Origin of the sequence: Micromonospora sp. NPDC049203 (assembly GCF_043197215.1) — a bacterium.
Lineage (GTDB): Bacteria > Actinomycetota > Actinomycetes > Mycobacteriales > Micromonosporaceae > Micromonospora.
In genome coordinates, this window is the sequence record NZ_JBICSV010000002.1 from 327,772 (window position 1) to 354,674 (window position 26,903).

Here is a 26,903-nt window from a genome sequence, read left to right on the forward strand (position 1 = left end):
CTCAGATCGCGCCGGCGGCGCGCAGTTCGGTGATCCGGTCGTCGGCCAGGCACAACACCTGGCGCAGGACCTCGTCGGTGTGCTCGCCCAGCCGGGGGCCCACCGAACGCAGCCGGCCCGGGGTGCGGGACAGCCGGGGCGCGACGTTCTGCATCGGGAACGCGCCCATCTCGGGGTGGTCGAGTTCGACGATCGCCTCGCGCGCGGCGAAGTGCTCGTCGGCCAGCATCTCCCGGGCGGTGTACACCGACCCGGCCGGAACGCCGCCGAGATGCAGCAGCCGCAGCAGCGCGGCCGGCTCGAACGTGACGGTCCACGCCGCGATCAGGTCGTCCAGTTCGGCCTGGTGCGCCCCACGGGCGGCGTGGGTGGCGTAGCGGGGATCGTCGGCCAGCTCCGGCCGGTCCATCACCGCGGCCAGGCGGCGGAACACGGTGTCCTGGTTCGCGGCGATCAGGACGGTGGCGCCGTCGCGCGTCGGGTACGCGTTGCTGGGCGCCACGTTGGGCAGGATCGAGCCGGTCCGCTCCCGGATGTAGCCGGTGAGCGCGTACTCCGGCACCAGCGACTCCATCAGGGCCAGCACCGACTCGTAGATGGCGCTGTCCACCACCTGGCCCTGGCCGGTGCTGCCCGCCACCCGCAACGCCATCATGGCGCCGAGCGCGGCGAACGTGCCGGCCAGCGAGTCGCCGAGGCTGACGCCGATGCGGCTCGGCGGCGTGGACGGGTCACCGGTGACGTACCGGATGCCGCCCATCGCCTCGCCGATCGAGCCGTAGCCGGCCCGGGAGGCATACGGGCCGTCCTGCCCGAAGGCGGTGACCCGCACGACTACCAGCCGCGGGTTGATCCGGTGCAGCTCCTCCGGCGCCAGCCCCCAGCGCTCCAGCGTGCCCGGGCGGAAGTTCTCCACGAACACGTCGGCGCCGGCGAGCAGGTCGCGCATCACCTGCTGCCCCTCGGGCATGCGCAGGTTGCAGGTGACCGACTTCTTGTTGCGGGCCACGACCGGGAACCACAGCGACTTGCCGTGCGGCTTCTCCCGCCCCCACTGCCGCATCGGGTCGCCGCCGTCCGGTTGCTCGACCTTGATCACCTCGGCGCCGAAGTCGCCGAGGAGCTGCGCGCAGAACGGCCCGGCCAGCAGCACGCCGGCCTCCACCACGCGTACGCCGGTGAGCGGCCCGTCGGGAAAGCCGCCGGTCATCCGGCCGGCTCCGACAGGCCGAACATCCGCTCGATGCGCGCCTCGGCGAACCGGGAGACCGCGCCCGCGCGGGACACCGAGCGCACCCCCTCGATCTTCAGCAGCGCCGGGCGGACCAGCGAGCCCATGGTGACCGGCGCGGACGGGCAGGCCGCGCAGCGGCCGTGGAACGTCACCCGGGCGTCGCCGTCGGCGTCCACGTCGACCGTGACGCCGCCGCCGTGCGCCTCGACGAGCTGGCGTACCTTGCCGTCCAGCGCGCGGTCGGCGGCCTTCGCCGTCTTCTCAGCGCCCATCCTTGCGGCCCTTCTTCGCGGACTTCTTGCCGCTCTTGCCGTACAGCTCCTTCTTCTTGGCCTTCACGTCGATGCCGAGCACCCGGGCGAAGTTCAGGCCGAAGATCTTCTCCTTGATCTCGTCGGTCAGCTCCGGGTAGCCGTAGCCGTCCTGGAGGTCCTCCGGCATGCGCATCTCGGCGAACAGGTCGATGTACGCCTGCACCTTCGGCCAGACGAACGCCTCGGAGCCCCACAGCAGCCGGTCCGGGCCGACGTGCAGCAGGCACTTGCCGATGGCGTGCAGCGCGGCCCGGGGCGCGACCGGGTACTGGTTGATCCAGGCGGTCAGCGCGAGGTGGATGTTCTCGTACCGGGCCGCGATGTTGATCGTCTCGTTGATGAACGGCTCACCGAGGTGGTGCACGATGAACGTCATCTCGGGGAAGTCCTGCGCCGCGCGCTCCAGGTCGTACGGCGCCAGGTCGGCGATGTGCTGGGTGTTGAACGCCAGCCCCTTGTGGAACTGCACGTTCGTCACGCCGTGTTCGAGGGCGGTCTCCCACAGCGGGTACGCGACCTGCCGGTCGTCGATCTTCCAGGACAGGCCGCCGGAGTGCGCCTGGTAGAACTTGAAGCTGGTCGCGCCCCACTCCTCGATCTGCCGGATCATCTCGGTCACCGCGCCGTAGCGGCCGTGGGTGATCGGGTCGACGCCGCCGCAGAACAGCACCCGGTCCGGGTACGCCTCCTTGAGCTTGTAGTTGTTCTCCGCCGGGGAGAACCCCAGCTTCCAGCCGCCGTGGCTGGGCACCGTCTGGGCCATCGCCATGTCGGTGTCGGACTCCTCGAACATCAGCCGGTACGCGTCCTCGACGGAGAGTTCCCGGCCGGAGATGTCGTCGTACGGGTAGCCCGGGGCGGAGTACTTGCGGGCGTACTCGACGAGCGCGTTCGTCGACTTCTTGCCGCCGTGGTTGAAGTCGATGTTCTCGTCGGTGAGTTTGTACATGTGGATCGCGTTGTCGAGGACGAAGAAGTCGTTCTTCATGTGCTGGGGCGTCCCTTCGGGGTGGTGTCGTTCTCCAGGCGTTCGACGTGCCGGACCGCGAGCTGGCGGCGGCGCCGCACCGACCACGCGGCGACCGAGACGCCGGCGATGACGGCGAGGCCGTTGAAGACGCGCTCGATCCAGGTCGCGGCGCCGAGGTGTTGCAGGCCGGCGATGGTGAAGGTGATGAAGTACGCGGCGATCACCGTGCCGAGGATGTTGACCCGGCCGGGCCGCAGCGCGGCGGCGCCGAGGAAGGCGGCGGCGAAGGCGGGCAGCAGGAACTGCTCACCGACAGTGGGCTGGGCCGAGCCGATCCGCGAGGCCAGCAGCACGCCCGCGAGCGAGGCGAGCACCGCCGCACCGACGAACGCCCGGATGGTGTAGCTGCGGACGTTGATGCCCGCCCGGGCGGCGCCGCGCAGGTTGCCGTCCATCGCGTAGAGCCGCTGCCCGAAGGGCGTCCACACGACGATGAACTCCAGCACCAGCACCAGCACCACGAGGTAGATCAGCGGCAGCGGGACGCCGCCCAGGTCGCCTCGGGCGATCTCGGTGAACGCCGGCGGCACGTTCTGGTACAGCACCCGGCCGCCGGTGACCATGTAGAGCAGACCCATCAGCAGGCTGCCCACGGCGAGCGTGGCGATGATGGAACTCATCCCGAACTTCAGCACCAGCAGGCTGTTGAGCAGGCCGACCGCGACGCCGACGGCGAGCACGGCGAGCAGGGCCAGCCAGATCGGCACGTCCCGCACCGCCATCAGCCAGATGCTCACGCCCTGCGCCAGGCCCAGCATCGGGCCGACCGACGCGTCCAGGTAGTGCGCCAGCAGCGGCAGCGTGGCCGCCATCGCCACGATCACCGTCACGGTCTGGTTGACCAGGATCAGCCGGAAGTTCGTGGTGGTGAAGTAGGTGTCCGGGGTGAGCACGGAGAAGACCGCGATCACCAGCACGAGCATGCCGAGCAGCCCGAACCGGCTCACCCCTTCGACCGCCCGCTCCCCGGCCCCGGCGCGGGACCGGTCGGCGCTCTGCTTGACGACCGTACGGCCGCCGCCCGGCGGCTTCCGTGTCGTGGCGGCGGTCATCGGACCGCCTCCCCCGCCGTGACGAGCGTGCCGGCGACGATCAACTGCACGCACCGTTCGACGTCGAGCCCTTCGGTGGGGCCGTGGTAGACGTTGCGGCCGCCCTTCATCACCAGCAGCCGGTCGGCCATCGAGAGGATCTCCGGGATCCGGTGGCTGATCACGATGACCGCGTAGCCCCGGTCCCGGAGGCGGCGGATGAGGGCGTTGACGCCGTCGGACTCGGTGGTGCCGAGCGCGGCGGTCGGCTCGTCCATCACCATCACGCGCGGCTCGTTCTCGGTGACCAGCGCGCGGGCGATGGCGACCATCTGCCGCTGCCCGCCGGAGAGCCCTTCGACCAGGACGTTCATGTCGTGCAGGTCGATGCCCAGTTCCTCCAGCACCGCCCGGGTGCGCTCGCGCATCGCCCGCTTGCGCAGGACGGGCAGGCCGTGCACGCCGCCGGTCCACTCCCGGCCGAGGAAGACGTTCTCGACGATGCTCAGGTTGTCGGAGAGCCCGAGATCCTGGTAGATCATCTCGATCCCGGCGGCCCGGGCCGCGCCGATGGTGTGCGGTGCGAGGTCCCGGCCGGCCACCCGCAGGCGGCCGGAGTCCGGTGCCAGCGCGCCGCTGACCATGCTCATCAGCGTCGACTTGCCGGCGCCGTTGTCCCCGACGACGCCCAGGATCTCGCCCGGGCGTACGTCGAAGGAGACATCGGTGACGGCGCGTACCCGGCCGTAGGACTTGCTGACGCCCACCGCCTCCAGCACCGGGGCGGCACTCATCGGGCCTCGCTCCACATCTTCTCGTAGCGCTCGGCGTAGTTCACGTAGCTGTTCCAGTCGACCGCGCCGTCCTTGGGGGCGTTCGACTTGTCGAACACGGTCGCCGGGATGCCCTGCTCGGCGTCGGGGAGCGCGGGCTGACCGGCGGCCAGCCGGCCGACCTGGTCGATGGCGGCGTAGGCGTTCCAGCCGCGGATCGCGCCGAAGTCGGCGAGCTGGTCACCGGCGGCCACGCTGCCCAGCCGCTCCGGCTCGGCGTTCTTGGACAGCACCTTGATGTCGTTGCGGCCGGCGGCCCGGATGGCGGCGATGACGGACTCCACGCCGTTGCCGTACGGGGTGAGGATGTACTGCAGCTTGTCGCCGTGCTTCTGGATCAGCGAGGTGGTGATGTTCTGCATCTCGATCGGGTCGACCGCCTGCGCCAGCGTGCGCTCGCGGACCTCCAGCAGCTCGCAGCCGGTGCAGCCGGCGAGCACGCGCTTGCTGGCGTTGAGCGCCTCGACAAGGTGCGGGTAGCCGACGTCCCAGAGGAAGACGACCTTGGCCTTGCCGTTGGAGTCGGCGACGGCCTTGGCGGTGGCCAGCACCGCCTGGAACGTCTCCCGGCTGGACACGTGCGCGTCGTATCCGACCGCGCCGCCCTCGGCGACGGCGGAGACACCGACGACCGGGATCTTCGCCTTCTGCAGTTCGGCGATGCCGTCGGCGACCTGGTTCTCCGGGATCGCGACGGTGATGACGGCGGTGGGCTTGTTGGCGGCGGCGGTGGCCAGCGCCTTCTGGTAGCCCTCCGGGGTGCCCTGCCCGTCCAGGATCTCGGCGCTCCAGCCGAGCTTCTCGGCGATGGCGGTGGCCCGCTTGCCGACCTCCTCGCAGGAGGTGCCGATCTTGCAGACGATGATGTTGAGCTTGCCGTTGGCCGGCGGCTTCACCGACGTCGTCGGCCCGGACCACTCCTCGTAGACCTTGATCTTGTCGAGGGTGATGTCGGCTTCCTTGCCCTCGAAGTAGAGCATCCCGCCGGTGCCGGCGTCGATCAGCTTGCGGGCCATCTCGGTGTACTCGTCGTTGACCGCGGCGGGCGTGCCGGAGGCCGCACTGTCCTCACCCGAGCCGCAGGCGGCGGTGGTGAGCAGAAGGGCGGCCACCCCGAACGCGGCGGCTGCGGCGCGGAGCCGGCGGGCTCCGAAAGTGTGTGTCACGGTGCTACTCCCTCGGTGGGTGGCAGGCGTCGAAGAGAAGCGAGTCGATGAGTCGGCGCAGAGGGGCAAGAACCGAACCTGGCGCGGGACGGCGCCTCGGGTTGCATGCAATCGCAGTCCAACACGATCAACATCGACAGTCAATAGTTCACAATGCCGAAACATAAGCCCTGTTAGAGGGCGTTTCCGCAGCCCGGGAAGGGGCAGGATTCACCCCGACCGGACGGAGAAATTGTATTTTTCCGACGTGCGGATCTCGATGCGCGTCAGTGGGCGGACGCCCTCGGACGACCGACGCTCAGGATCTCCCGGCCGTGCTCGGTCATCGACGCCTCGGACCAGCCGGTGCTGTCGCCCCACTCGACCTCGACCTCGTCGACCTCCGGCGCCAGCCGTCCGATCTCCCGCCGCACGCTCTGCTCGAAGAACGGCGTGTACATGCAGAACGGACCTGTGGTGATCAGGTCGAGCGACACCCGCAGCCGGCCGTCCGGCTCCCGGCGCGCCCGCACGTCACGCACCAGCCCCATGTCGACGATGCCCACGCGCCGGCCGACACCCAGCCCGCAGGGGTCGTAGACGGTGTTGCAGGCCCGCAGCAGGCGTGCCCGCAGCTCGGCCGCGGCCGGGTCCACGCCGCTCACGCGGCCAGCCGTTCCCGGTGGCGGGCCCACGGCCGGGGGGCGTGCGCGAGATACTCCTCGCGCCGCCGGGCCGGCTCGTCACCGGCCACCGCCGCGCGCACCTTCTCCTCGTCCAGGCCGTGCAGGCGCAGGGCGTTGCCGCCCATCAGCTTGGCGAGCACGTCCGGGGTGAACTCCGGAAAGCCCCACCCGTCCACCAGGTCCCGGGGCATCTCGAAACTCATCAGGGCGTCGATGATCGGCTGCGGGTGCGCGGACGGCACGCCGGTGGCGAACATGATGCGGTCCGTGCCGCCGTGCATCATGAGCATGCCGACGATCTCGGCAAACCGGCGCGGCTTGCGCACGATCATGTTCGACACCGACTCGATCGTCGCCCAGATGTTCGGGTGCGTCCGCAGTTGCAGCGCGCAGTCCTCCAGGAACGCCCAGCCGCTGTGCACCACCTCGAACGTCAGGTCCGGGAAGGCGATCGCCGCGCAGGTCACGTCGTCCACGTGGTTGAGCACCCGCGGCCCGGCCCCGGCGGGCACCGCCTTGTGCGCGCCGATGTGACGGACGCCGAGGTCGAGAGCCTTCTGGAGGTAGGGAAACGCCAGCTCGCGGTCGTCCAGCAGCATCAGCTTCGAGGAGTTCACCTCCGGGTCGATCAGCCCGTTCGTCGGGTAGAACTTGAACCCGTCGATGTCGTCCTCTTCGGCGCGCTGCTGCATCAGGTCCAGCTCGGCGGGGCCGCGCAGCGGATCCACCGGCGCGAAGAGCAGCACCCGGTCCGGGTACCGCCGCTTCAGCTCGCGGCCCAGCTCGTACGGCGACGCGCCGCCGTCGAAGAACCCGTCGATCTCCACCCCGTGGTAGATCATCACGTCGACGGCGCTCTCCACGAACACGATGTCCGCCAGTTCCTCGGCGGTCCAGCCGGCGGTGAACTCGTCCCGGGTCATGAGGTAACCGGGCGCCGGCGACTCGACCGAGGTGTGGCCGATGCGGTACAGCGCGTTCACCATGCCGTCGTACGCGGCCTGGGAGCAGTGCGGCGCCCGGTTCCCGGGCCGGAAGTCGTACCCGTGGACGACACCGTCCACCACGACCATCCCATTGATCATGTCAACTCCGTTCTCCCGTCGACGGGAGTGCGACGAGGCGGTGGACGGGCACGGCCGGTCACCGCGCCGGCCGCCCGTCGCAGCAGTGCGCGGCATGTGATCGCGGCCACCATCGGCCCGAGAATGTACACAACATAGGGGCGCACTTCCGGGTGGTCAAGAAGGTGCCGCCGCCAACAAGGGCGGACGGCGCGCACCGCGGCGACGCCATCACCTGGCGTTTTTCCCGATTTTCTCGACACGTCGGGTCGAATGGAACCCTACCCGGAGCGCTACAGGCGTCGCCTCATCGCGAACCCTTGACAGTGATTGCATACATTGCTTGACTCCCTCGGCATGACAGAGCAGGCAGCGGCAGTCCCACGTCCCGGGGACGTCGAGCGCCGCCGGGACGAGGTCCCACCCCCCACCACCACACCGGTCCTGCATGCGCGGGGCATCGCTCGCAGCTTCGGCGCCGTGCGGGCACTGCGCGACGCGTCGCTGACGTTGCGGCGCGGCGAGGTCATGGCACTGATGGGCGACAACGGCGCCGGCAAGTCGACGCTGGTGAAGACGCTCGCCGGCGTGGTCACACCGGACCGCGGCGAGATCCTGGTCGACGGGACGCCCCGCCGGTTCGCCGGTCCCGCCGACGCGCTCGACGCCGGCATCGAGACCGTCTACCAGGACCTGTCACTGATCGACTCGATGAGCGCGGCGGAGAACGTCTTCCTCGGCCGGGAGCCGCTGGGCCGCGGCCCGGTGTCCCGGCTGCTGCGCCTGGTGGACCGCCGGGCGATGGCGCAGCGGACGCAGAAGGCCGTCGACCGCATCGGCGCCCGGCTGCCCTCGCTGTCCTCCCACGTGTCCTCGATGTCCGGCGGGCAGCGCCAGGCGCTCGCCGTCGCGCGGGCCACCATGTGGGGCCGCAACATCGTGATGCTCGACGAGCCGACCGCGGCGCTCGGCGTCACCGAGTCCGGGCACGTCCTGGAGATCATCACCGCGCTCAAGCAGCAGGACATCGCCGTGCTGATGATCTCGCACAACCTCGAACACGTCTTCCGCGTCGCCGACCGGGTCACGGTCATGCGACAGGGACGCACGGTCGGCGAGCTGACCACCGCCGAGGCGTCCTCCGGCGACATCGTCGCGCTGATCACCGGAGCGGCGCCCGCCGCGACGGTGACCGAGTCCTGACACCGGCCACACCGGCCGAAGCAAGCCGAGAGAAGGGATCAGAGTGAGACGCAGATCGTTCGCGAGCGCCGCGCTCGTCGTCGCGCTGGGTATGACGGCGGCGGCCTGCTCCACCGAGGGGGCCGCCCCGGCGGCGCCCGCGGAGGGCAAGGCGATGGAGGCCAAGGACGTCCGGATCGGGTTCGCCAACTTCGCGGAGCCGGCCAGCCCCGTCCTCGGGGCCATCGACGTCGGCATGCGCAAGGAGGCCGAGAAGCGCGGGTGGGAGATTCTCGTGCTCAACAACGACCGGGACGGGCCGACAGCTGTCGCCAACGCCGAGACGATGGTCTCGCGCGGCGTCACCCACGTCGTGGAGTTCCAGGGCGACGGCAAGGTCGCGCCGCAGATCATGGACATCTTCAACAAGGCCGGGATCCCGGTCATCGCGATCGACATCGCCCACCCGGGCGCGCACTTCTTCGGGATCAACAACGTCGAGTCGGGGCGGCTGTCCGGCCGGGCCGGCGGGACGTACGCGAAGGAGAAGTGGGACTGCAAGCCGGACCTCGTCACGGTGCTGGAGAACGAGGAGTCGGGTGACGTGGCGCTGCTGCGCACCGAGGGCATCCTCAAGGGACTCAAGGAGGTGTGCCCGGACATCGACGGCGTCGTCACCCGGCGCAACTCGCCGACCACGCCGGACGGCGCCCAGGGTGTCGCCCGCGACATCCTGGTCTCCAAGCCCGACGCGAAGAAGATCCTGGCGCTCGGCGGCAACGACAACATGATCATCGGCACCATCAACGCCGCGGAGCAGCTCAGCCGCGCCGGTGACATCTACGGCTACGGCCTCGGCGCCGACCTCATGCTGTTCGGGGTCGACACGCCGGGCCTGGGCGGCTCGACAGCGTTCTGGTACGAGGGCTACGCCAAGCAGATCTACACGATCCTCGACCGGATGGTCGGCGGCGAGAAGATCCCCGTGGTCGACTCGCCGAAGGACCCGAACGCGCTGTTCAACCCGGTGTGCGCGTTCCCGAAGGACGCCGTGCCGTCCATCCCCCCGCTCAAGGAGCGGATCGACGCGCTCTACGCCAAGGACGCCCCGGCCAAGTCTGCCGCCGAGCAGTACTGTCCCGCGGGCACCGAGACGTACGGGCTCGACAAGTGAGCACCTGACCATGTCCCTGTCTGCCCCGCAGGCAGCCGTCCGGCGGAGCACGGTCCTTCCCGTGCTCCGCCGCCACGGCGCCACACTCGCCCTGGTCGCGCTCTGGGTCGCGCTGGTATTGGCCACCGCCGCGAAGTCGCCGGCCTTCCTGTCCCACCAGACCGTCATCGCCGTGGCCTTCAACATGGCGTTCATCGGCGTCCTCGTCGTCGGCGTCAGCCTGGTGATGCTCAGCGGCGCCGAGTTCGACCTGTCCGTCGGCGTCACGGCGGTCGCCGCCGCGCTGATCGCCGCCCAGTTGCTGACCGACGGCGCGTCGTTCGCCCTGGTGCTGGTGGCGGTGCTGGTGTTCGGCACGCTCATCGGCATCGTGAACGCGGTGCTGATCGTGCGCGTGCGCATCCACCCCATCGTCGCCACCCTCGGCACGATGTTCCTGGTCAGCGGCACCACCCGGCTGTTCATCGAGTTCGTGCCGATCCCGCGCGACAGCTTCCTGCGCCGGCACGTCGCCGGCGACCTGTTCGGCGTACCGCGGGTCTTCTGGATCATGGTGCTGCTGCTCGCCGCCGTCGCGTTCGTGGTCGGCCGGACCCGCCTGGGCCGGCACGTCGTCGCGGTGGGCGGAAACCGGCACGCCGCGCTCGTACGGGGTCTGCGTCCGGACCGGATCCAGGCCGGCGCGCTGGTGTTCTGCGGCCTGGTCGCCGGGCTCGCCGGGCTGGTCCTCGCCTCCCAGGGCGACATCGTCCAGTCCACGCTGACCCCGGGCACCGAGTTCCGGGTGATCTCGATCCTGCTGCTCGGCGGGATGGCGCTCACCGGCGGCCGGGGCAGCTTCGTCGGCGTCGCCGCAGCGCTGCTGCTGCTCAACACGCTGCCCACGGCCATCGTCACCTGGGGGGTCTCCTCCAGTTGGCAGCCGGTCGTCGAGGGAGTCGTGCTCGCGGTCGCGCTCGCCGTCAACAGCGTCAGGAGCACACCATGACGACCACACGTACCCGGGCCGGATGGACCGGCCCGCTCAGCCGCCCGTCCGCCACGAGCGTGCTGCTGTTCGTGGTGGCGCTGGCCGCCGCGCTGATCTTCGCGCCCGACTTCGCCAGCCGCGCCAACATCTCCAGCATGCTCGGCGACCTGCTCGCCCCGGCGATCATCCTGCTGGCGGCGAGCCTGGCGATGACCGGCGGCGTCGCCGACCTGAGCGTGGGCTCGGTCCTCGGCCTCGGCGCGGTCGTCTACGCCACCGTCTACACCGCTTCGGGTTCGTGGCAGGCGGGCGTGCTCGCCGCGCTCGGCGCCGGGCTGCTGGCCGGACTCACAAACGGCGTCCTCGCCCTGGCGTTCGGCGTCTGGCCGCTGATCGCCACGCTGGGCATGCTCGTCGCCGCCCGGGGCCTGGCCAAGGTGATCAGCGACGGCAGTTCGGTGGCGGCGTACACCCCGGAGCTGAGCACCGCGCTGAAGACCACGATCGGGCCGCTGCCGGTGCCGGTCCTGGTGGTGCTGGGACTCGCGCTGGTGTGCAGCGCGCTGGTCCGCCGGTCCCGCTGGGGCACCCACCTGCGGGCCACCGGGGGCGACGAGGTCGTCGCCGCCCGCGCCGGCATCCGGGCCGGCCGGGTCCGGCTGGCGCTGTTCGTGCTGACCAGCACCGCCGCCGCGGTCGCCGGCTGCGTCCAGGTCATGCGCACCGGCGCCTCGGCCATCACCCTCGGCGAGGGCACCGAGCTGTACGTCTACGGCGCGCTGCTGATCGCCGGGTTCCGGCTGGCCGGCGGCGGGCACGGAAGCCCGATGACCGCGTTCCTGAGCCTGCTCTCGCTGAGCATCGTGCTGAACATCTTCCGGCTGCGCGGCATGCCGCTGCCGCTGGGCGACATCCTGCTCGGCGTGACGCTGCTCGGCGCGGTGTCGCTCGGCTGGATCCGCGAGCGCACGCAGCGGCACTCCCCCGAGCCGGAACCCGAACCGGAGGCCCGGCCGCACGCCGTGCCGGCCTGAGCCTCCGCCCGCACCAACGAGACGACCGACGAGAGAACAGGGACGACATGAACGACTACGCCCGCGGCCCGCTGTCCGGCTTGCGCGTGATCGAAGCCGGGGTCCTGCTGGCCGGGCCGTTCTGCGGCCAGATCCTCGGCGACCTCGGCGCCGACGTGATCAAACTGGAGGAGCCGGGGCGGGGTGACCCGATGCGCGAGTGGGGACGCGAGCGCCCGTACGGCAAGTCGCTGTGGTTCCCGGTGCTCGGCCGGAACAAGCGCTCGGTGACCCTCAACCTGCGCGTCCCGGAGGGGCAGGAGGTGCTGCGCCGGCTCGCCGCCGAGGCCGACGTGCTGGTGGAGAACTTCCGGCCCGGCACGCTGGAGCGCTGGGGCGTCGGCCCGGACGTGCTGTGGGGCATCAACCCGCGGCTGGTGATCGTCCGGGTGTCCGCGTACGGGCAGTCCGGGCCGTACGCCGAACGCGCCGGGTACGGCTCGATCGGCGAGGCGATGGGCGGCATCCGCTACACCACTGGCGATCCCGACTCGCTGCCCAGCCGCGTCGGCATCAGCATCGGCGACTCGCTGGCCGGCACGTTCGCCGCTGTGGGCGCGATGGGCGCGCTGCGGGTGGCCGAGGCGACCGGCCGGGGCCAGATCGTCGACAGCGCCATCTACGAGTCGGTGCTCGCGCTGATGGAGTCGCTGGTGCCGGAGTACGCGATCGGCGGCTACACCCGGGAACGCACCGGCTCGATCCTGCCGAACATCGCGCCGAGCAACGTCTACGTCGCCTCCGACGGCGGCATGGTGGTGATCGCGGCGAACCAGGACACCGTCTTCCGGCGGCTCGCCGAGGCGATGGCGCAGCCGGAGCTGGCCGCCGACCCGCGGTTCGCCGGGCACACCGACCGCGGCCGGCACCAGCGCGAGCTGGACGAGCTGATCGCCAAGTGGTGCGCCGGCTACGCCGGGGACGAGCTGCTGGAGCTGCTGCACCGCCACGGTGTGCCCGCCGGGCGGATCTACACCGCCAAGGAGATGCTCGCCGACCCGCACTTCGCCGCCCGGGACGCGATCGTCCGGCTGGAGCACCCGGACCTCGGGGAGTTCCCGATGCAGAACGTCGTGCCCAAGCTGACCGCGACGCCCGGCGGTGTCCGCCGCGTCGGGCCCGAGCTGGGCGAGCACACCGACGAGGTGCTCCGCGACGTCGCCGGACTCGACGGCGACGAGATCTCGCGCCTGCGCGCCGCAGGCGTCGTCTGAGCCCCGCTCCACCCACCCACCACGGAAGGAAGCCCCTCATGGACAACTTCACCAAGACGTCGGTCACCATCGGCGCGGCGCAACGGATCCTCGCCGCCGCGATCGGCAAGGCCGAGCAGATGGCGCTGCCCTGCGTCATCGCCGTCGTCGACGAGAGCGGCGTGCTGAAGGCGTTCGCCCGGATGGACGGCGCCGCGCTGCTGTCGGTGCAGGTCGCGCAGGACAAGGCGTACACGGCGGCGGGATTCGGCATGCCCACCGACGGCTGGTACGACTTCATCAAGGACGACGCGCCGCTGGCCACCGGTGCGACCACCGGCATCGACCGGCTGGTGGTCTTCGGCGGCGGCTACCCGATCACCGCCGACGGCGCGGTGATCGGCGGCATCGGGGTCAGCGGCGGGCACTACACGCAGGACATGGAGGTCGCGCGCGCCGGGCTGGACGCCGTCGCGTGAGCCGGATGCCGGCACGGGAGGGGGGCCGCCCGGCCCTCGGCCCCGTGCCGGCTCCCGCCCGGCGCGCCCCGGCTGGTCCCGCCGGGGCGGAACGGCCGGGGCGGGCCGGAGCGGCCGGTTCACTCGATGCCGGCCAGCCAGGACTCGTAGTCGAGCGCGGCGGTCAGCTCCGGCCGGTCCCGGCCGCGCAGCGCGCGGGCCAGCGCCGAGGCCGGGCCCGCGCCGATCGAGGCGAGCCTCCCGGCGAGCGCGGCCCCGGCGTCCGGATCGTCCGACACCGAGCCGACCAGGCCGTGCCGCAGCGCCTCCTCGGCGTCGAGCGTGGCGCCGGTCCAGGCCAGGTGCGCCAGCACGCCGGCGCCGGCGACACCGGCGAGCAGCCGTCCGGCGCCGCCGGCCAGGAACGCCGCGGGCGAGCCGGTGCCGAACGTCGCGGTCGGCGCGGCGACGCGCAGGTCCGCCGCGAGCGCCAGGCCGAGCCCGAGACCGCGTACCGCGCCGGTCACGTGGACGACCACCGGGCCGGGCGCGGCCTGCACCCGCAGCACCAGTTCGTGCAACTGCCCGCGTACGACCGGCTGGGCGAGGTCGTCGGGCTCGTGCCGCCAGGCGTCGCCCTGGACCCGGATCAGCAGCGGCTCCCCCGGCGTACGGGCGTGGCGCTTGAGCGCGTCGAGCAGGGCCGCGCGGGCGGCCGGGCCGAGCCGTTCGCCCGGACCCGGGTCGGTGGCCTCGTGTACCTGCGTCACGTGTCTCTCCTATCGGCCGGTGAAGCGGGGCGGACGCTTCTCCAGGAACGCGTCGATGCCCTCGATGTGGTCGTCTGTGGACAGCAGCGTCAGCAGCAGCGAACGCTCGTGGGCGAGGCCGGCGGTCAGGCCGACCTCCTCGGCGGTACGCAGCGCCTGCTTGCCGAGGCGGGCCGCCACCGGGCTGCGGGCGGCGATCGAGGCGGCCAGCGCGATCCCCGCCTCGACCACCCGTTCGGCGGGCACCACCTGGCTGACCAGGCCGATGCGCTGCGCGGTCCAGGCGTCCACGAGGCGACCGCCCAGGACCAGCTCGGCGGCCCGGAACCGGCCGGCGACACGGGCCCAGCGCTGCGTGCCGCCGGCACCCGGGATGATGCCGAGGTTGATCTCCGGCTGGCCGAACACGGCGGAGTCGGCGGCGACCACGGCGTCACACGTCATGGCCAGTTCGCACCCGCCGCCCAGCACGTATCCGGCGACGGCGGCGACGGCCGGCTTGCCGAAGCGGGCGAACCGGTGCCAGCACTCCAGCCGTTCGGAGAGCAGGTAGTCGGCCGGGGACGTGCGGCGCAGCTCGCGGATGTCCGCGCCGGAGGCGAACAGCCGGGGGCCGCCGGTCAGCACCAGCACCCGTACCGCCGGGTCGGCCTCGGCCCGGTCCATCGCCGCGGCGAGCGCGCGCAGGACGTCGGCGCTGAGCGCGTTGCGTGTCTGCGGCCGGTCGATGGTGGCGACCGCCACCGCGTCGTGTACCGCGTAACCGACGGGTTCCACGGATCACCTCCCTGTCGTCCACACCAGGCGAACATACTCTTCGGTATGTCGTCAAGATCTTCGTGGACGGCGGAAGAAGCGCAATTCACAAGGGAAAACAGCATCCGGGAAGCGCTTGACAGGCCTGCCTGGCACCACCTAGACATCTAGACATACGCAACGGTATGGCGCTGCGCGCAACGACCGGCCCGCGCCGGAGAACCGGGAGGCACCACGTGTCCGTGATCTGGGAGCCACGCCTCGACGACGAGGGGCGCCACTGGCGCGACCTCGCCCGGGACGTGGCGGCACGCCACTTCGCGCCGCTGGCCGAGGAACTCGACCGGGAGCAGCGCTACCCGTGGGAGAGCGTGCGGGTGCTCGTCGAGCAGGGGCTGGCCGGGCTGCTCGTGGAACGCGAGCACGGCGGGCGGGGCGCGTCGTTCGTGACCGCCTGCGCGGTCATCGAGGAGGTCTCCCGCGCCTGCCCGTCGACCGGCGCGATCCTCACCGCGTACGCGCTCGGCGCCACCCCGCTGATGCTGGCCGGCACGCCCCAGCAGCGCGAGCGCTACCTGGGCGGCCTGGCCCGGGGCGAGGCGATCAGCTTCGCGCTGACCGAGGAGGGCGCCGGCAGCGACGCCGCCCGGATCCGCACCACAGCCGAGCGCGAGGGCGCGGGCTGGCGGCTACGCGGCGAGAAGATCTACATCGGCAACGGCGGCGCGTCGCGGTACTACGTGGTCTTCGCGCTGACCGACCCGCAGGCCGGCACCCGCGGCATCACCGCGTTCCTGGTGGACAAGGACGCCGACGGCGTGGTCATCGACAGGTACGAGGACAAGATGGGCATCCGCGGGACGCTCACCAGCAACCTCAAGCTGGACATCTGGGTGCCCGACGGCGACGTGCTCGGCGACCTCAACCGGGGCATGCGGCTGGCCATGCAGACGCTGTCCGCCGGGCGGATCAGCGTCGCGGCCCAGTCGCTCGGCGTCGCCCTGGCCGGCTTCGACGTCGCGTCGCGGGAGGCGGCCCGGCGGGAGACGTTCGGCCGGCCGATCATCGACAACCAGGGCATCTCGTTCCCGCTGGCGGACGTGGCCACCGGCATCACCGCGGCCCGGATGATCACGTTCGAGGCCGCCCGGACGCACCAGGAGGGCGGCGACGTCGGCATCCTCGGCGCGATGGCCAAGCTGTACGCCAGCGAGGTCGCGCACCGGGCGGTGGACACCGCCGTGCAGGTGTTCGGCGGCGACGGCTTCTGCAAGCCCTGCCCGGCCGAACGGCTCTACCGGGACCAGCGGATCCTGGAGATCTACGAGGGCACCTCGGAGATCCAGCGGCTGGTGCTGGGCCGGGCGATCAAGGCGTCGGTGGCGGCATGAGCGCGTCCTGGCGGCTGAGCGTCGACTGGCCCGCGTCCGGCGCCGCGCGGGTGTTCGACCTGGCGCAGCAGATGTACACGGGCATCCCGCACCACCCGAACCACCCGCCGTACAGCTTCACACTCACCAAGCGGCACGGCGAGATCATGTACCCGGACGGCGTCTCCGCCGCCGCCGAGATGATCACCACGGGCGGCCACGTGGGCACCCACGTCGACGGGCTCGCCCACGTCTCCCGGCTCGGCAAGGTGTACGGCGGCGTGGACGTCACCGCGAGCCAGTCGTACGCCGGCGGGGTGCCGGACGTGTCGGTGCACGAGCTGCCGCCGATGCTGGCGCCCGGTCACCTGGTGGACGCGACAGTGGCGCTCGGCCGGCCGTTGACACCGGCCGACGGCGTCGGCGCGGAGCTGTTCGAGCGCTGGTTCGCCGACCGGCCCCGCCCCCGCCCCGGCGCCGTGGTGCTGGTGCGCACCGGCTGGGACGAGAAGTGGACGGACAACGCCGCGTACCTCGGTGTCGCCACCGGCGCACCCGGCGTGGACGTCAGCGGCGCGCGCTGGCTCACCGACCACGGCGTGGTGGCCGCCGGCGCGGACACCATCGCGTTCGAGCACATGCCCAGCCCCGCGCTGGCCGTGCACTGCCACCTGCTCGTCGACAACGGCGTGCCGATCATGGAGGCGATGAACCTCGCGCCGCTGGCCGCCGAGCGGGTCTGGGACTTCTTCTTCATCGCCGCCCCGCTGTCCATCCGGGGCGGCACCGGGTCGCCGATCCGCCCGCTCGCCGTCGTACCCGACACCACCGCACCGGAGACCACAGCATGACCGCCGACGACGAGACCACCGCGCGTCCGCCCGCCCCCGGCCGGCGGGACATCCTGGAGGCCGCCGCCACCGCGTTCACCCGCAACGGGTACGCGGCCACCACCATCGACGACATCGCCCGCGAGATGGGCGCCACGAAGGGCCGCGTCTACCACTACTACCGGGCGAAGGCGGACGTCTTCCTGGACATCGTCACCACCGGCATGCAGGAGCTGATCGACGGGATCGAGCCGATCGCCGGCAACGCCGGCCTCGATCCGGCCAACCGGCTCTGGCGGATGGCGCACCACCACGCCGGCCTGATGATGACCCGCAACTCGTTCCAGCGGGTGGCGATGCGCGCGGTCGAGATGCGCCGGCTCGGCGAGGCCCCGGCCCAGCAGCAGGCGTTGGAGACCGTGATCGCCATGCGCGACCGGTACGAGCAGCTCTTCGCCGACGTCATCGACGAGGGCCGCAAGGCCGGGGTGTTCCGCGAGGTGGACAGCCGGCTGGCCACCAAGCCGCTGCTCGGCGCGCTGAACTGGATCAGCCTCTGGTACGACCCGCAGCGCGGTGACTACAACACCCGCCAGCGGCTCGCCGACGAGTACGCCGACTTCATCGTCGGCGGGCTGCGCCGGAGCCCGCGATGACCGGGCCGTTCTCCGAGCGCCACTGGCACGAGGCCGAGACGTGGCCGCGCGAGCGGCTGGCCGCGTACCAGCTCACCCGCCTGAAGTCGCAACTGTCCTACGTGTACGCCGCCAGCGACTTCTACCGCACCCGGTGGGACGCGCTCGGCTTCCACCCGGACGACGTGCGCGAACTGGCCGACCTGCGCCGCCTGCCGCTGGTCGGCAAGGCCGACTACGTGGCCGACCTGGCCGCCCACCCGCCGTGGGGCAGCGCCGTCGCCGCGCCGGTGGCCGACCGCCGCCGGGTGCACTTCTCCTCCGGCACCACGTCGAACCCCACCCCGGTGCTGTGGACCGCGCACGACCTGGACCGCTGGGCCGACCTGTACGCGCGGGCCGCGTACAGCCAGGGCGTGCGGGACACCGACGTGTACCAGTGCCTGTTCAGCTACGCCTGGTTCGTCGGCGGGCTCGGCGCGACAGCCGGCTACCAGCGCATCGGCGTGACGCTGCTGCCCGCCGGCTCCGGCGACACCCAGCGCCAGATCGACACGATCTTCCGGTACGGCACCACAGCCGTCGGCGGCACACCGTCGTTCATGCTGCACCTGGCCGAGACCGCGGAACGCGCCGGCACCCCGCTGCGCGACTCGCCGGTGCGGCGCATCCAGGTCGGCGGCGAACCGGGCGCCGGGGTGCCGGCCACCCGCGCGCACATCGAGCAGCGCTGGGGCGCGAAGTGCTTCGACGGGTACGGCAGCCTGGAGTTCCAGCCGATCGCCTGGGAGTGCGAGGAACAGGCCGGCGGCCACCTGGCCGAGGACTTCGCGTACGCCGAGGTGCTCGACCCGTACACCCACGAGCCGGTGCCCGACGGCACGCCCGGCCTGCTGGTGCTCACCCACCTGGACAAGCGGGCCACGCCGCTGGTGCGGTGGGCGACCGGCGACGTGGTGGTCCGCGACAGCGCCGCCTGCCCGTGCGGGCGCACGCTCGCCCGGCTGCCGGGCGGCGTCGTCGGCCGGGCCGACGACATGCTCGTGGTACGCGGGGTGAACCTGTTCCCGTCCGCAGTCGAGCAGGTCGTCCGGGCCACGCCCGGCACCTGCGGCGAATACCTGATCGTCCTCGACGAGGACGTCACCGACCCGGCGACGGGCTACCTCACCGGCATCAAGCTGCGCGTCGAGGTGGCCGGCGACGGCCGGCGGGTCGCGCGCGAGCTGGCGCACGCCGTGCGCGCCGAGCTGACGGTGCGCGCGGTGGTGGAGACCGTCGCCGAGGGCACGCTGCCGCGCAGCACCCACAAGAGCAAGCGCGTCGTACGCGCCGACCGAGAGGCTCCGTGATGGACAGGCAAGCGTTCCTGGTCGGCGCCGTGCGGACCCCGCACGGCCGGTACGGTGGCGCGCTGCGCGACGTGCGGGTGGTGCGCCTGGGCGGGCTGGCCGGCGCCGAGGCGCTGGCGCGGGCCGGCGTGCCCGCCGAGGCGGTGGACGAGACGGTGGTGGCCAACTGCCGCCAGGCGGGCAACGGGCCGAACCCGGGACGGCAGATCTCGCTCGCGGCCGGTGTGCCGGTGCCGGTCCCGGCGCAGACGATCAACATGGCCTGCGCCTCCGGCCTCAAGGCGGTGCAGCTCGCGCACCGGTCGGTGCTGTCCGGCGAGGCCGACGTGGCGCTGGCGGTGGCGGCCGAGAGCATGAGCACGATGCCGTACCTGGCGCCGTACACGCTGCGCTGGGACGGGGTGCGGCGCGGCGACGTCCTGCTCCAGGACGGCTGGCGCGACGGCGGCACCGACCCGATCTGCGGCATGAGCATGGGCGAGACGGCGGAGAAGGTGGCCCGCGAGTTCGGCGTGTCCCGCGCCGACCAGGACGCCTGGTCGGCGCGCAGCCACCAGCGGCTGGCCCGCGCCTGGGAGTCCGGCGCGATGGCCCGGGAGGTGCTGCCGCTGGACGAGCTGGACCGCGACGAGACGGTACGCCCCGACACCACACCGGACCGGCTCGCCCGGCTGCGTCCGTCCTTCACCGACGGCGGCACCGTCACGGCCGGCAACGCCAGCCAGATGGCCGACGGCGCCGCCGCGGTGGTGGTGGCCGGCGGCGAGGCGGTACGGCGGCACGGGCTCACCCCGCTGGGCCGGATCGTCGGGTTCGCGGCAGTCGGCGTCGACCCGACGATGATGGGCGTCGGACCGGCGGAGGCGATCCCGCTCGCCCTGCGCCGGGCCGGGCTGACCGTACGCGACGTGGACCTGTTCGAGATCAACGAGGCGTTCGGCGCGCAGATCGTGCAGAACGTGCGCGCGCTGGGCCTGGACGAGGAGCGGGTGAACGTCAACGGCGGCGGCATCGCCCTCGGCCACCCGACCGGCCAGAGCGGCGCCCGGCTGGTCGTCTCGCTGCTGCACGAGCTGGCCCGCCGCGACGGCCGGTACGGCGTGGCGAGCCTCTGCGTCGGCGGCGGGCAGGGCATCGCCGCGGTGATCGAGCGGGTGACCCGGTGATCGCCGTCGTGGTCGGCCTGGGCCCGATGGGCCGGGGCATCGCGCAGGTCCTCGCCGGGGCGGGGCACACCGTCCGGGTCGTGGACGCCACCGCCGAGCTGGGCCGCGCCGGCCTGGAGCGGATCCGTGCCGACGGCGCGACCGGCGATCTCGACGCCGCCGCCGACGTGGAGACCGCGCTGGCCGGCGCCGACGTGCTGATCGAGGCGATCGTGGAGGACATGGACGCCAAGCGCGCCCTGCTCGCCCGGGTCGCCGCCGCCGGCGGGCCGGACCTGCTCGTCGCCTCCAACACGTCGTCGCTGAGCGTCAACGAGATGGGCCGCGCGTTCGGCGCCCCGGAACGCCTGCTCGGGCTGCACTTCTTCAACCCGCCCACCCGGATGCGCCTGGTGGAGGTGATCTCCGGCGCGGCCACCGGCGAGGCGGCCGTACGGCGGGCGCTGGCGCTCGTGGAGTCGCTCGGCAAGACCGCTGTGGTGTGCCGGGACTCGCCGAACTTCATCGTCAACCGGGTCTGCCGGCCGCTGTACTACGAGGCGCAGCTCCTGCTCGCGCAGGGCGTCGAGGCGGCGGTGGTGGACGCGGTCGCCCGGGGCGCGCTCGGGCACCCGATGGGACCGCTGCAACTGCTCGACTTCACCGGGCTGCACACGCACCTGGCCTCCTCGGAGACCGCGCTGCGCGAGTTCGGCGACCCCCGCTACCGGCCCATCCCCCAGGTGCGCGCCCTGGTCCGGGCCGGCCTGACCGGCAAGGCCGCCGGCCGCGGCTTCTACGACTACGCCGCCGAGTCGCCGCGCGACGCCAACGCCCGGGTGGTCCGGCGGCCCGGGCCGCCGAACGGTCCGGCGGCCCGCGTGGTGAGCCTCGGCGCGCCGACCCCGCAGCGGGTGGCGGAGCTGGCCCGGCTGGCGGGGCGGCAGAACGTGGTGCTGGACAGCTCCGACGCCGGCTGGGCCGACGTGCTGCCCGCCGAGGTCGGCTGGATCCGGCTGCACCGGCGCGCCGACGACGCCGTGTTCGCCGAGGTGGTCGAGGACCCGGTCGCGGGCGTCGCCGTCCCCGGCTTCGTCGACCGGCTGCTGGATCACCTCGGCGCGCCGTCGGTGCGGGTGCCGGCGCTGCCCGGCCTGGTCGGCGATCGGCTCGCCCACTGCCTGGTGAACGAGGCGGCCACCGTGGTCGAGGAGGGCACCGCCACCGCCGACGACGTGGACGTGGCGCTGCGACTGGCGATGAACCATCCGCGCGGCCCGTTCGAGACGCTGCGATCGACAGGGGCGGGGACCGTGTACGAGGCGCTGCGGTCGATGGCCGACGCGTTCGGCGATCCCCGCTACCGGCCGGCGCAACTGCTGCGGCGGCAGGCGATCGGCGAGGCGAGGGCCGCCCGGTGACGCGGGACGACGACACCGGCGTGGGTGTGCTGCGCGCCGGCCTCCTCGCCGGTCGGCACGCCGTGGTGACCGGCGCCGGCAGCGGCATCGGCCGGGCGGTGGCGGTACGCCTGGTGGAGCTGGGCGCACACGTCACCGGGCTGGGCCGGCACGCGGACACGCTCGCCGCCACCGGCGAGGCGATCACCGGCGAGGCGGCCACCGGCGGCGGGCGTTACACGTACGCGGTCTGCGACGTCCGCGACCACGACCGCGCCGCCGCCACCGTCGCCGGGGCAGGCGAGGCGCACGGCATCGACCTGCTGGTGAACAACGCCGGCGGGCAGTTCTTCGCCCCCGCCACGCGGATCTCGGCGGGCGGCTGGGCGGCAGTGGTCGACCTGAACCTGACAAGCGTCTTCCACCTCACCACCGCCGCGTACCCGTACCTGCGGCGTGCCCGGGGCGCGGTGGTGAACATGTCGCTGTCCGGTGTGGAACGCGGCGGGCAGGGCATGGCGCACGCCGTCGCGGCCCGCGCCGGGGTGCTCGGGCTGACCCGGACGCTGGCCCTGGAGTGGGCCGCCGACGGCATCCGCCTCAACTGCCTCGGGCCGGGCACGGTGCTCACCGCCGCGCTCGACGCCGAGGCCGACCGGCACGTCCGGGACAACCTGGTGGACCGGGCCACGCCGCTGCGCCGCCCGACCCGCGCCGAGGAGGTCGCCGAGCTGGTGGCGTTCCTGGCCGGCCCGGCCGCCGCCATGATGACCGGCCAGCTCATCCAGCTCGACGGCGGCGCGCACCTGGGCCCGGGGCTGCACATGCTGGCCGAGGCGTACCGGTGAGCCGCGCCCTCGCCGCCGTCGTGGCCGAGCACGTACGACCGGGCCGGCGGGTCTACCTGGGCAACTTCGGCGCGCAACTGTTCGCCGTGGGCCACGAGATGATCCGGCAGCGGATCCGCGACGTGGACGTGGTGATCGCCTCCGGCGGGCTGCTGATGGACCAGTTGCTCGGAGCCGGCGTGCTGCGGTCGGCCACGTACGGCCACTGCTGGAGCCCGGTCGGCCCGGCGCCGGCCTGGAACTTCCGGCGGGCCGCGCAGGACGGCGACACCCGGGTCACGCTGCACGAGCTGAGTCTCGGGCTGCTCACCGCCGCGCTCACCGCCGGCGCCTGGCGGGTGCCGTTCATGCCGGTGCCGGACCTGCCCGGCACCGGCTACGTGGACGAGGACTGGAGCCGGGGCCGGCTGTCCCGGGTCGACTCGGCGTTCGGGGCGGCCCGGGTGGTGCGGGCCGAGCGGCCCGACGTGGCGTTCGTCCACGTGGACCTAGCCGACACCGGCGGCAACGGCGTGATCCGGGGCCCGCTGGGTGAGGTGCTGGTGGCCGCCCAGGCGTCCCGCCGTACCGTGCTCGTCGCCGAGCAGGTCACCGACGCGGAGACGGTCCGCGCCGCCGGGATCAGCATCCCCGGGCTGCTCGTCGACGCGGTGGTCGAGCACCCCGGCGCGGTGCGCCCGGACGGCGCGGTCGGCCGGTACCCGCGCGACGTGCGGGCGTACGAGCGGTACGCCAGCTGTTCGGCCACGCCCGACGGGTTCCGGCGGTGGCTCGCCGAGGAGGTGCGGTGACCACCGCCGACTTCCTGGTCCGGGCGGCTCGGGAGTTCCGGCGCGGCGGCTGGGTGTTCACCGGCTTCCACTGGCCGGTGCTCGCCGGCCAGTGCGCGTACGCGCTGCCCGGCGAGCCGTTCAGTCAGGTCTTCGAGGCCGGCGCCAGCGCGCACCGGCCCGGCGCCGACGTGCCGACGAGCACCACCGACTACCCGGCGTACGCCGACGGGTTCGGCTGGCTGGGCGGCACCGCCGACGTGCTGCTGGCGATGGGTCACCGGTTCGACCGGGTGGTGCTCGACGCCGGCAACGTCGACCTGCGCGGCCGGATCAACTCGTCGTACCTGGGCCCCCGGGAGCGGCCCACGGTGCGGCTGCCCGGCGGCGGGGGCGCCGCCGACATCGCGGCGGCGGCGCGGGAACTGGTGCTCCTGCACGGGGCGAGGGATCCGCGCCGGATCGTGCGCGCGGTCGAGCACGTGACCGCCGCGCCCGCACCGGACGCGCTGGTGCGGCTGCACACCCGGTGGGGCGTGGTGCGGCTCGGCGCCGACCCACGGCTGGAGGAGGTCACCGCCGACGGCGAGGTGCTGCGCGGCCACCTGGCCGCGCTCGGCGTACCCGTCGGCGACGCGGCGCCCGCGCCGCCGGTCGGCGACGCCGAACGCGCCGCGGCGGTCGGCGTACTGCGGCGGGCCGCCGCGCGCGGTTACTCAGTGGCGAAGGGAACGGACAGGGGATGACTGACGACGATCTCGGCAAGCTGCGCCGGCAGGTACGGGAGCTGGTCGGCGAGTGGCGCGACGACGACCGGTTCCGGCCGGTGTGCGACGCGTGGCTGCGCTCGTACGACACGGAGTTCAGCCGCGCGCTGGCCGGCCGGGGCTGGATCGGCCTGACCTGGCCGCGCGAGTACGGCGGGCAGGCCCGCTCGAACCGGGCCCGGCTGGTGGTCACCGAGGAGCTGCTGCGCGCCGGGGCGCCGGTGGCGGCGCACTGGATCGCGGACCGGCAGATCGGCCCGGCCGTCCTGCGGTACGGCTCCCCCGCGCTGCGCGAGCGGTACCTGCCGGCGATCGCCGCCGGTGCGGTGACGTTCTGCCTCGGCATGAGCGAGACCGAGTCCGGCAGCGACCTCGCCTCGGTGCGTACCACCGCCCGCCCGGACGGCGACGGCTGGCGGCTCACCGGCGGCAAGATCTGGACCAGTCACGCCCACCGGTCCACGCACGCCTACGTGCTGTGCCGTACCGGCACCGGCGGCGACCGGCACGAGGGGCTGACCGAGCTGATCGTGGACATGTCCGCGCCCGGTGTCACCGTCCGGCCGATCGTCGACCTGCGCGGCGAGCACCACTTCAACGAGGTCGTCTTCGACGACGTGCGCGTGCCCGGCGACCACGTGCTGGGCACCGCCGGCAACGGCTGGACGCAGGTCACCGAGCAGCTGTCCTTCGAGCGCGGCGGGATGGAGCGGGTGCTCAGCACGTATCCGCTGCTGGCCGCCACGATCGACGCGTGCGCGGACCGGCGGGACGCGGACGCGGTGCTCGGCGAGGCGCTGGCCCGGCTGGCCGGGCTGCGCGGCCTGGCCTGGCGCATCGCCGGTGAGCTGGACGGCGGGCGGGCCCCGGTGCACGCGGCGGCGGTGCTGAAGGACCTGGGCACCGAGTTCGAGGCGGACGTCAACGAGATCGCCCGTACCGTGCTCGACGTCGAGCCCGACCCCGACGGCGACGGACCGGCCGGGCTGCTCGCCCAGGGGCTGCTGGCCGCGCCGGGCTTCTCGATCCGCGGCGGTACCACCGAGGTGCTGCGCACAATCATCGCCAAGGACGCCGCCCGGTCGCCCCGGCGCGGCGGCGACGAGCTGCGGGAACTGACCGACGACGTGCTCGGCGGGCACGGCGGCGACCCGGACGGCCTGCCCGCGCTCTGGTCCACGGTGCACGAGCTGGGCTGGACCGGCGTGTCGGTGCCCGAGGGCGCGGGCGGCTCCGGCGGCACGCTCACCGACCTGGCCGCGCTCGTACGCGGGCTGGGCCGCCACGGCGTCTCCCTACCGCTGGCCGAGACCGTGCTGGCCGCCCGGCAGCTCGCCGCCGCCGGCCGCGACCTGCCCGACGGCGTCGCCACTGTGGTCACCGGAGGCGGGCTCACGGTGGCCGGCGGGCGGCTGCGCGGCACGGCCGCCCGCGTGCCGTGGGCCGCCGCCGCGCGGACCCTGCTGGTGTACGCGGGCGACGAGGCCTTCGTGGTGCCCGCCGACCATCCCGGCGTCCGGGTCGCACCCGGCCGCAACCTGGCCGCCGAGCCGCGCGACGACGTCGCGTTCGACGTGCCGGTCACCGACGGCATGCGGCTCACCGGCGCCGCCCCCGCCGCGACGGTACGCGCCGAGGCGGCGCTGCTGACCGCCGCCGCGCTCACCGGCGCGCTGGAGACAGCCGTGGAGCACACCCGGCAGCACGTGACGACGCGGGAGCAGTTCGGCCGGCCGTTGCTGGCGTTCCAGGCGGTCGGGCAGACACTGGCCCGGATGACGTCGCACACGCTGCTGGCCGGCACCGCGGTGGACGCCGCGCTGGCCGGCCCGGACCCGCTGCGGGTCGCCGCCGCGCGGGTGCTCAGCGGCCGGGCCGCGACGCTGGTGGCGCGCGGCGCGCACCAACTGCACGGGGCGATGGGCGTGACCCGGGAGCACCCGCTGCACCTGTCCACCCGCAGGCTCTGGTCCTGGCGGGACGAGAACGGCACTCAGCGGTTCTGGGCCGCCACGCTCGGCGCGGCGCTGGTGCCGCGCGGCAGCGCGGGCGTCTGGTCCTGGCTGACCGAGCAGGAGGACGAGTCATGAGCAGAGTGGAACTGCACAACGCGGACGGGCGCTGGACGCTCACACTCAACGACCCGGACCGGCGCAACGCCATCGACGCGGAGATGCGCGACGCGCTCGGTGACGCGATCGCCGAGGTGGCCGCCGACCGGTACGCCCGTACGCTCGTGGTCACCGGCGCGGGCACGGCGTTCTGCGCGGGCGCCGACCTGCCCGCGATGTTCGGCGAGCCCGGCCGCGGCGTCGCGGAGATCCGCGCCGACCTGCACCGCGTCTACGACAGCTTCCTGCGGGTACGGGCGCTGCCGATCCCGACGATCGCCGCGGTGCAGGGACCGGCGGTGGGCGCCGGGCTGAACCTGGCGCTGGCGTGCGACACCCGGATCGTCGGGCCGAAGGCGAAGCTGATCGCGTCGTTCACGAAGCTCGGCCTGCACCCGGGGGGCGGCTGCACCTGGTTCCTCACCCGGGCGCTCGGCCCGGAGCGCGCCCTGCAACTGCTGCTCGACGGCGGGAGCGTGGACGGACCAGAGGCGGTACGCGTCGGGCTCGCCGCGACACTCGCCGACGACCCGCTGGCGGCCGCGCACGAGCGCGCCGAGCGGTGGGCGGCGCTGGACCCGGCGCTGGCCCGGGACATCAAGACGTCGGTGCGCACCGCGGAGACGTCCGGTTTCGCCGCCGCCCTGGAGTTCGAGTCGTGGGCGCAGGCGTCCTCGGCGACCGGGCCGGCGATCCAGGAGGCGGTGGCCGCGTTCCGCAGGTGAGCCGGCCGGCGTGAACCGGGCGGGGCGCTCCTGTGCG

Annotated in this window: 27 protein-coding genes; 17 read left to right on the forward strand and 10 right to left on the reverse strand. The window is 73.3% G+C overall.

The features are described from left to right. Position 1: 1 nt before the first annotated feature. The 8 genes from ACGFIA_RS06125 to ACGFIA_RS06160 all read right to left on the reverse strand — a co-directional run bounded on the left by ACGFIA_RS06125 (position 2) and on the right by ACGFIA_RS06160 (position 7,358). On the reverse strand, positions 2-1,210 hold the full coding sequence (locus ACGFIA_RS06125; protein ID WP_357382889.1) for a CoA transferase: 1,209 nt from the start codon (positions 1,208-1,210) through the stop codon (positions 2-4). Continuing rightward, the gene (locus ACGFIA_RS06130; RefSeq protein WP_357382887.1) at positions 1,207-1,506 is read right to left on the reverse strand and encodes a NifU family protein; all 300 of its coding nucleotides are present in this window, start codon (positions 1,504-1,506) and stop codon (positions 1,207-1,209) included. Before ACGFIA_RS06130 ends, ACGFIA_RS06125 begins: the two co-directional genes overlap by 4 nt. Further along, positions 1,496-2,536 (reverse strand): amidohydrolase family protein, encoded by a 1,041-nt coding sequence (locus ACGFIA_RS06135; protein ID WP_357382885.1) that lies wholly within the window; start codon positions 2,534-2,536, stop codon positions 1,496-1,498. The genes ACGFIA_RS06130 and ACGFIA_RS06135 overlap by 11 nt, the downstream gene beginning before the upstream one ends. Next, on the reverse strand, positions 2,533-3,630 hold the full coding sequence (locus ACGFIA_RS06140; protein WP_357382883.1) for an ABC transporter permease: 1,098 nt from the start codon (positions 3,628-3,630) through the stop codon (positions 2,533-2,535). The genes ACGFIA_RS06135 and ACGFIA_RS06140 overlap by 4 nt, the downstream gene beginning before the upstream one ends. Then, positions 3,627-4,403, reverse strand: a complete 777-nt coding sequence (locus ACGFIA_RS06145) for an ATP-binding cassette domain-containing protein (RefSeq protein ID WP_357382881.1) — start codon at positions 4,401-4,403, stop codon at positions 3,627-3,629. The genes ACGFIA_RS06140 and ACGFIA_RS06145 overlap by 4 nt, the downstream gene beginning before the upstream one ends. Continuing rightward, positions 4,400-5,608, reverse strand: a complete 1,209-nt coding sequence (locus ACGFIA_RS06150) for a substrate-binding domain-containing protein (RefSeq protein WP_357382879.1) — start codon at positions 5,606-5,608, stop codon at positions 4,400-4,402. The genes ACGFIA_RS06145 and ACGFIA_RS06150 overlap by 4 nt, the downstream gene beginning before the upstream one ends. Before the next feature lie 266 nt (positions 5,609-5,874). Then, on the reverse strand, positions 5,875-6,252 hold the full coding sequence (locus ACGFIA_RS06155) for a hypothetical protein (protein ID WP_357382877.1): 378 nt from the start codon (positions 6,250-6,252) through the stop codon (positions 5,875-5,877). Beyond that, positions 6,249-7,358 (reverse strand): amidohydrolase family protein, encoded by a 1,110-nt coding sequence (locus ACGFIA_RS06160; protein WP_357382875.1) that lies wholly within the window; start codon positions 7,356-7,358, stop codon positions 6,249-6,251. The genes ACGFIA_RS06155 and ACGFIA_RS06160 overlap by 4 nt, the downstream gene beginning before the upstream one ends. A gap of 336 nt (positions 7,359-7,694) precedes the next feature. Between ACGFIA_RS06160 and ACGFIA_RS06165 the strand changes: the two genes are divergently transcribed. The 6 genes from ACGFIA_RS06165 to ACGFIA_RS06190 all read left to right on the forward strand — a co-directional run bounded on the left by ACGFIA_RS06165 (position 7,695) and on the right by ACGFIA_RS06190 (position 13,408). Next, the gene (locus ACGFIA_RS06165; protein WP_357382873.1) at positions 7,695-8,540 is read left to right on the forward strand and encodes an ATP-binding cassette domain-containing protein; all 846 of its coding nucleotides are present in this window, start codon (positions 7,695-7,697) and stop codon (positions 8,538-8,540) included. Positions 8,541-8,583: 43 nt separating this feature from the next. Beyond that, positions 8,584-9,693: a sugar ABC transporter substrate-binding protein gene (locus ACGFIA_RS06170; RefSeq protein ID WP_393258909.1), complete on the forward strand. Its 1,110-nt coding sequence runs from the start codon at positions 8,584-8,586 to the stop codon at positions 9,691-9,693. Positions 9,694-9,754: 61 nt separating this feature from the next. Further along, on the forward strand, positions 9,755-10,681 hold the full coding sequence (locus tag ACGFIA_RS06175) for an ABC transporter permease (protein ID WP_393258911.1): 927 nt from the start codon (positions 9,755-9,757) through the stop codon (positions 10,679-10,681). Next, positions 10,678-11,697, forward strand: a complete 1,020-nt coding sequence (locus ACGFIA_RS06180; RefSeq protein WP_393258913.1) for an ABC transporter permease — start codon at positions 10,678-10,680, stop codon at positions 11,695-11,697. The genes ACGFIA_RS06175 and ACGFIA_RS06180 overlap by 4 nt, the downstream gene beginning before the upstream one ends. 47 nt (positions 11,698-11,744) lie before the next feature. Then, the gene (locus ACGFIA_RS06185; protein ID WP_357382865.1) at positions 11,745-12,950 is read left to right on the forward strand and encodes a CaiB/BaiF CoA-transferase family protein; all 1,206 of its coding nucleotides are present in this window, start codon (positions 11,745-11,747) and stop codon (positions 12,948-12,950) included. Between the two features lie 38 nt (positions 12,951-12,988). Next, a complete protein-coding gene (locus ACGFIA_RS06190) occupies positions 12,989-13,408 on the forward strand; it encodes a heme-binding protein (RefSeq protein WP_357382863.1) in 420 nt (139 codons plus the stop codon). A 119-nt stretch (positions 13,409-13,527) separates the two neighbouring features. On the opposite strand, the gene ACGFIA_RS06195 is transcribed toward ACGFIA_RS06190, so the two are convergent. Further along, entirely contained in the window at positions 13,528-14,157 is a 630-nt protein-coding gene (locus tag ACGFIA_RS06195) for an enoyl-CoA hydratase-related protein (protein WP_357382861.1), read from the reverse strand. Positions 14,158-14,166: 9 nt separating this feature from the next. After that, positions 14,167-14,934: an enoyl-CoA hydratase-related protein gene (locus ACGFIA_RS06200; protein ID WP_393258916.1), complete on the reverse strand. Its 768-nt coding sequence runs from the start codon at positions 14,932-14,934 to the stop codon at positions 14,167-14,169. Positions 14,935-15,149: 215 nt separating this feature from the next. On the opposite strand from ACGFIA_RS06200, the gene ACGFIA_RS06205 reads away from it, so the two are divergent. The 11 genes from ACGFIA_RS06205 to ACGFIA_RS06255 are packed head-to-tail and all read left to right on the forward strand — an operon-like array spanning position 15,150 to position 26,866. Next, a complete protein-coding gene (locus ACGFIA_RS06205) occupies positions 15,150-16,304 on the forward strand; it encodes an acyl-CoA dehydrogenase family protein (RefSeq protein WP_393258918.1) in 1,155 nt (384 codons plus the stop codon). Then, positions 16,301-17,134: a cyclase family protein gene (locus tag ACGFIA_RS06210; RefSeq protein ID WP_357382855.1), complete on the forward strand. Its 834-nt coding sequence runs from the start codon at positions 16,301-16,303 to the stop codon at positions 17,132-17,134. The genes ACGFIA_RS06205 and ACGFIA_RS06210 overlap by 4 nt, the downstream gene beginning before the upstream one ends. Further along, on the forward strand, positions 17,131-17,769 hold the full coding sequence (locus tag ACGFIA_RS06215; protein WP_393258920.1) for a TetR family transcriptional regulator: 639 nt from the start codon (positions 17,131-17,133) through the stop codon (positions 17,767-17,769). The genes ACGFIA_RS06210 and ACGFIA_RS06215 overlap by 4 nt, the downstream gene beginning before the upstream one ends. Beyond that, a complete protein-coding gene (locus ACGFIA_RS06220) occupies positions 17,766-19,100 on the forward strand; it encodes a phenylacetate--CoA ligase family protein (protein ID WP_393258922.1) in 1,335 nt (444 codons plus the stop codon). Before ACGFIA_RS06215 ends, ACGFIA_RS06220 begins: the two co-directional genes overlap by 4 nt. Next, positions 19,100-20,266: a thiolase family protein gene (locus tag ACGFIA_RS06225; RefSeq protein WP_357383221.1), complete on the forward strand. Its 1,167-nt coding sequence runs from the start codon at positions 19,100-19,102 to the stop codon at positions 20,264-20,266. The genes ACGFIA_RS06220 and ACGFIA_RS06225 overlap by 1 nt, the downstream gene beginning before the upstream one ends. After that, positions 20,263-21,666 carry a 3-hydroxyacyl-CoA dehydrogenase NAD-binding domain-containing protein gene (locus ACGFIA_RS06230; RefSeq protein ID WP_357382849.1) on the forward strand — a complete coding sequence of 468 codons (1,404 nt, stop codon included), beginning with the start codon at positions 20,263-20,265 and terminating at the stop codon, positions 21,664-21,666. Before ACGFIA_RS06225 ends, ACGFIA_RS06230 begins: the two co-directional genes overlap by 4 nt. Next, on the forward strand, positions 21,663-22,493 hold the full coding sequence (locus ACGFIA_RS06235) for an SDR family oxidoreductase (protein WP_357382847.1): 831 nt from the start codon (positions 21,663-21,665) through the stop codon (positions 22,491-22,493). The genes ACGFIA_RS06230 and ACGFIA_RS06235 overlap by 4 nt, the downstream gene beginning before the upstream one ends. Further along, positions 22,490-23,284 carry a CoA-transferase gene (locus ACGFIA_RS06240; protein ID WP_357382845.1) on the forward strand — a complete coding sequence of 265 codons (795 nt, stop codon included), beginning with the start codon at positions 22,490-22,492 and terminating at the stop codon, positions 23,282-23,284. Before ACGFIA_RS06235 ends, ACGFIA_RS06240 begins: the two co-directional genes overlap by 4 nt. Continuing rightward, complete coding sequence (locus ACGFIA_RS06245) at positions 23,281-24,009, forward strand: co-chaperone HscB (RefSeq protein ID WP_357382843.1); 729 nt, start codon at positions 23,281-23,283, stop codon at positions 24,007-24,009. Before ACGFIA_RS06240 ends, ACGFIA_RS06245 begins: the two co-directional genes overlap by 4 nt. Then, positions 24,006-26,120: an acyl-CoA dehydrogenase family protein gene (locus tag ACGFIA_RS06250; protein ID WP_357382841.1), complete on the forward strand. Its 2,115-nt coding sequence runs from the start codon at positions 24,006-24,008 to the stop codon at positions 26,118-26,120. Before ACGFIA_RS06245 ends, ACGFIA_RS06250 begins: the two co-directional genes overlap by 4 nt. Continuing rightward, positions 26,117-26,866, forward strand: coding sequence for an enoyl-CoA hydratase (locus ACGFIA_RS06255; protein ID WP_357382839.1), 750 nt, complete (start codon positions 26,117-26,119; stop codon positions 26,864-26,866). Before ACGFIA_RS06250 ends, ACGFIA_RS06255 begins: the two co-directional genes overlap by 4 nt. Positions 26,867-26,903: the final 37 nt, after the last annotated feature.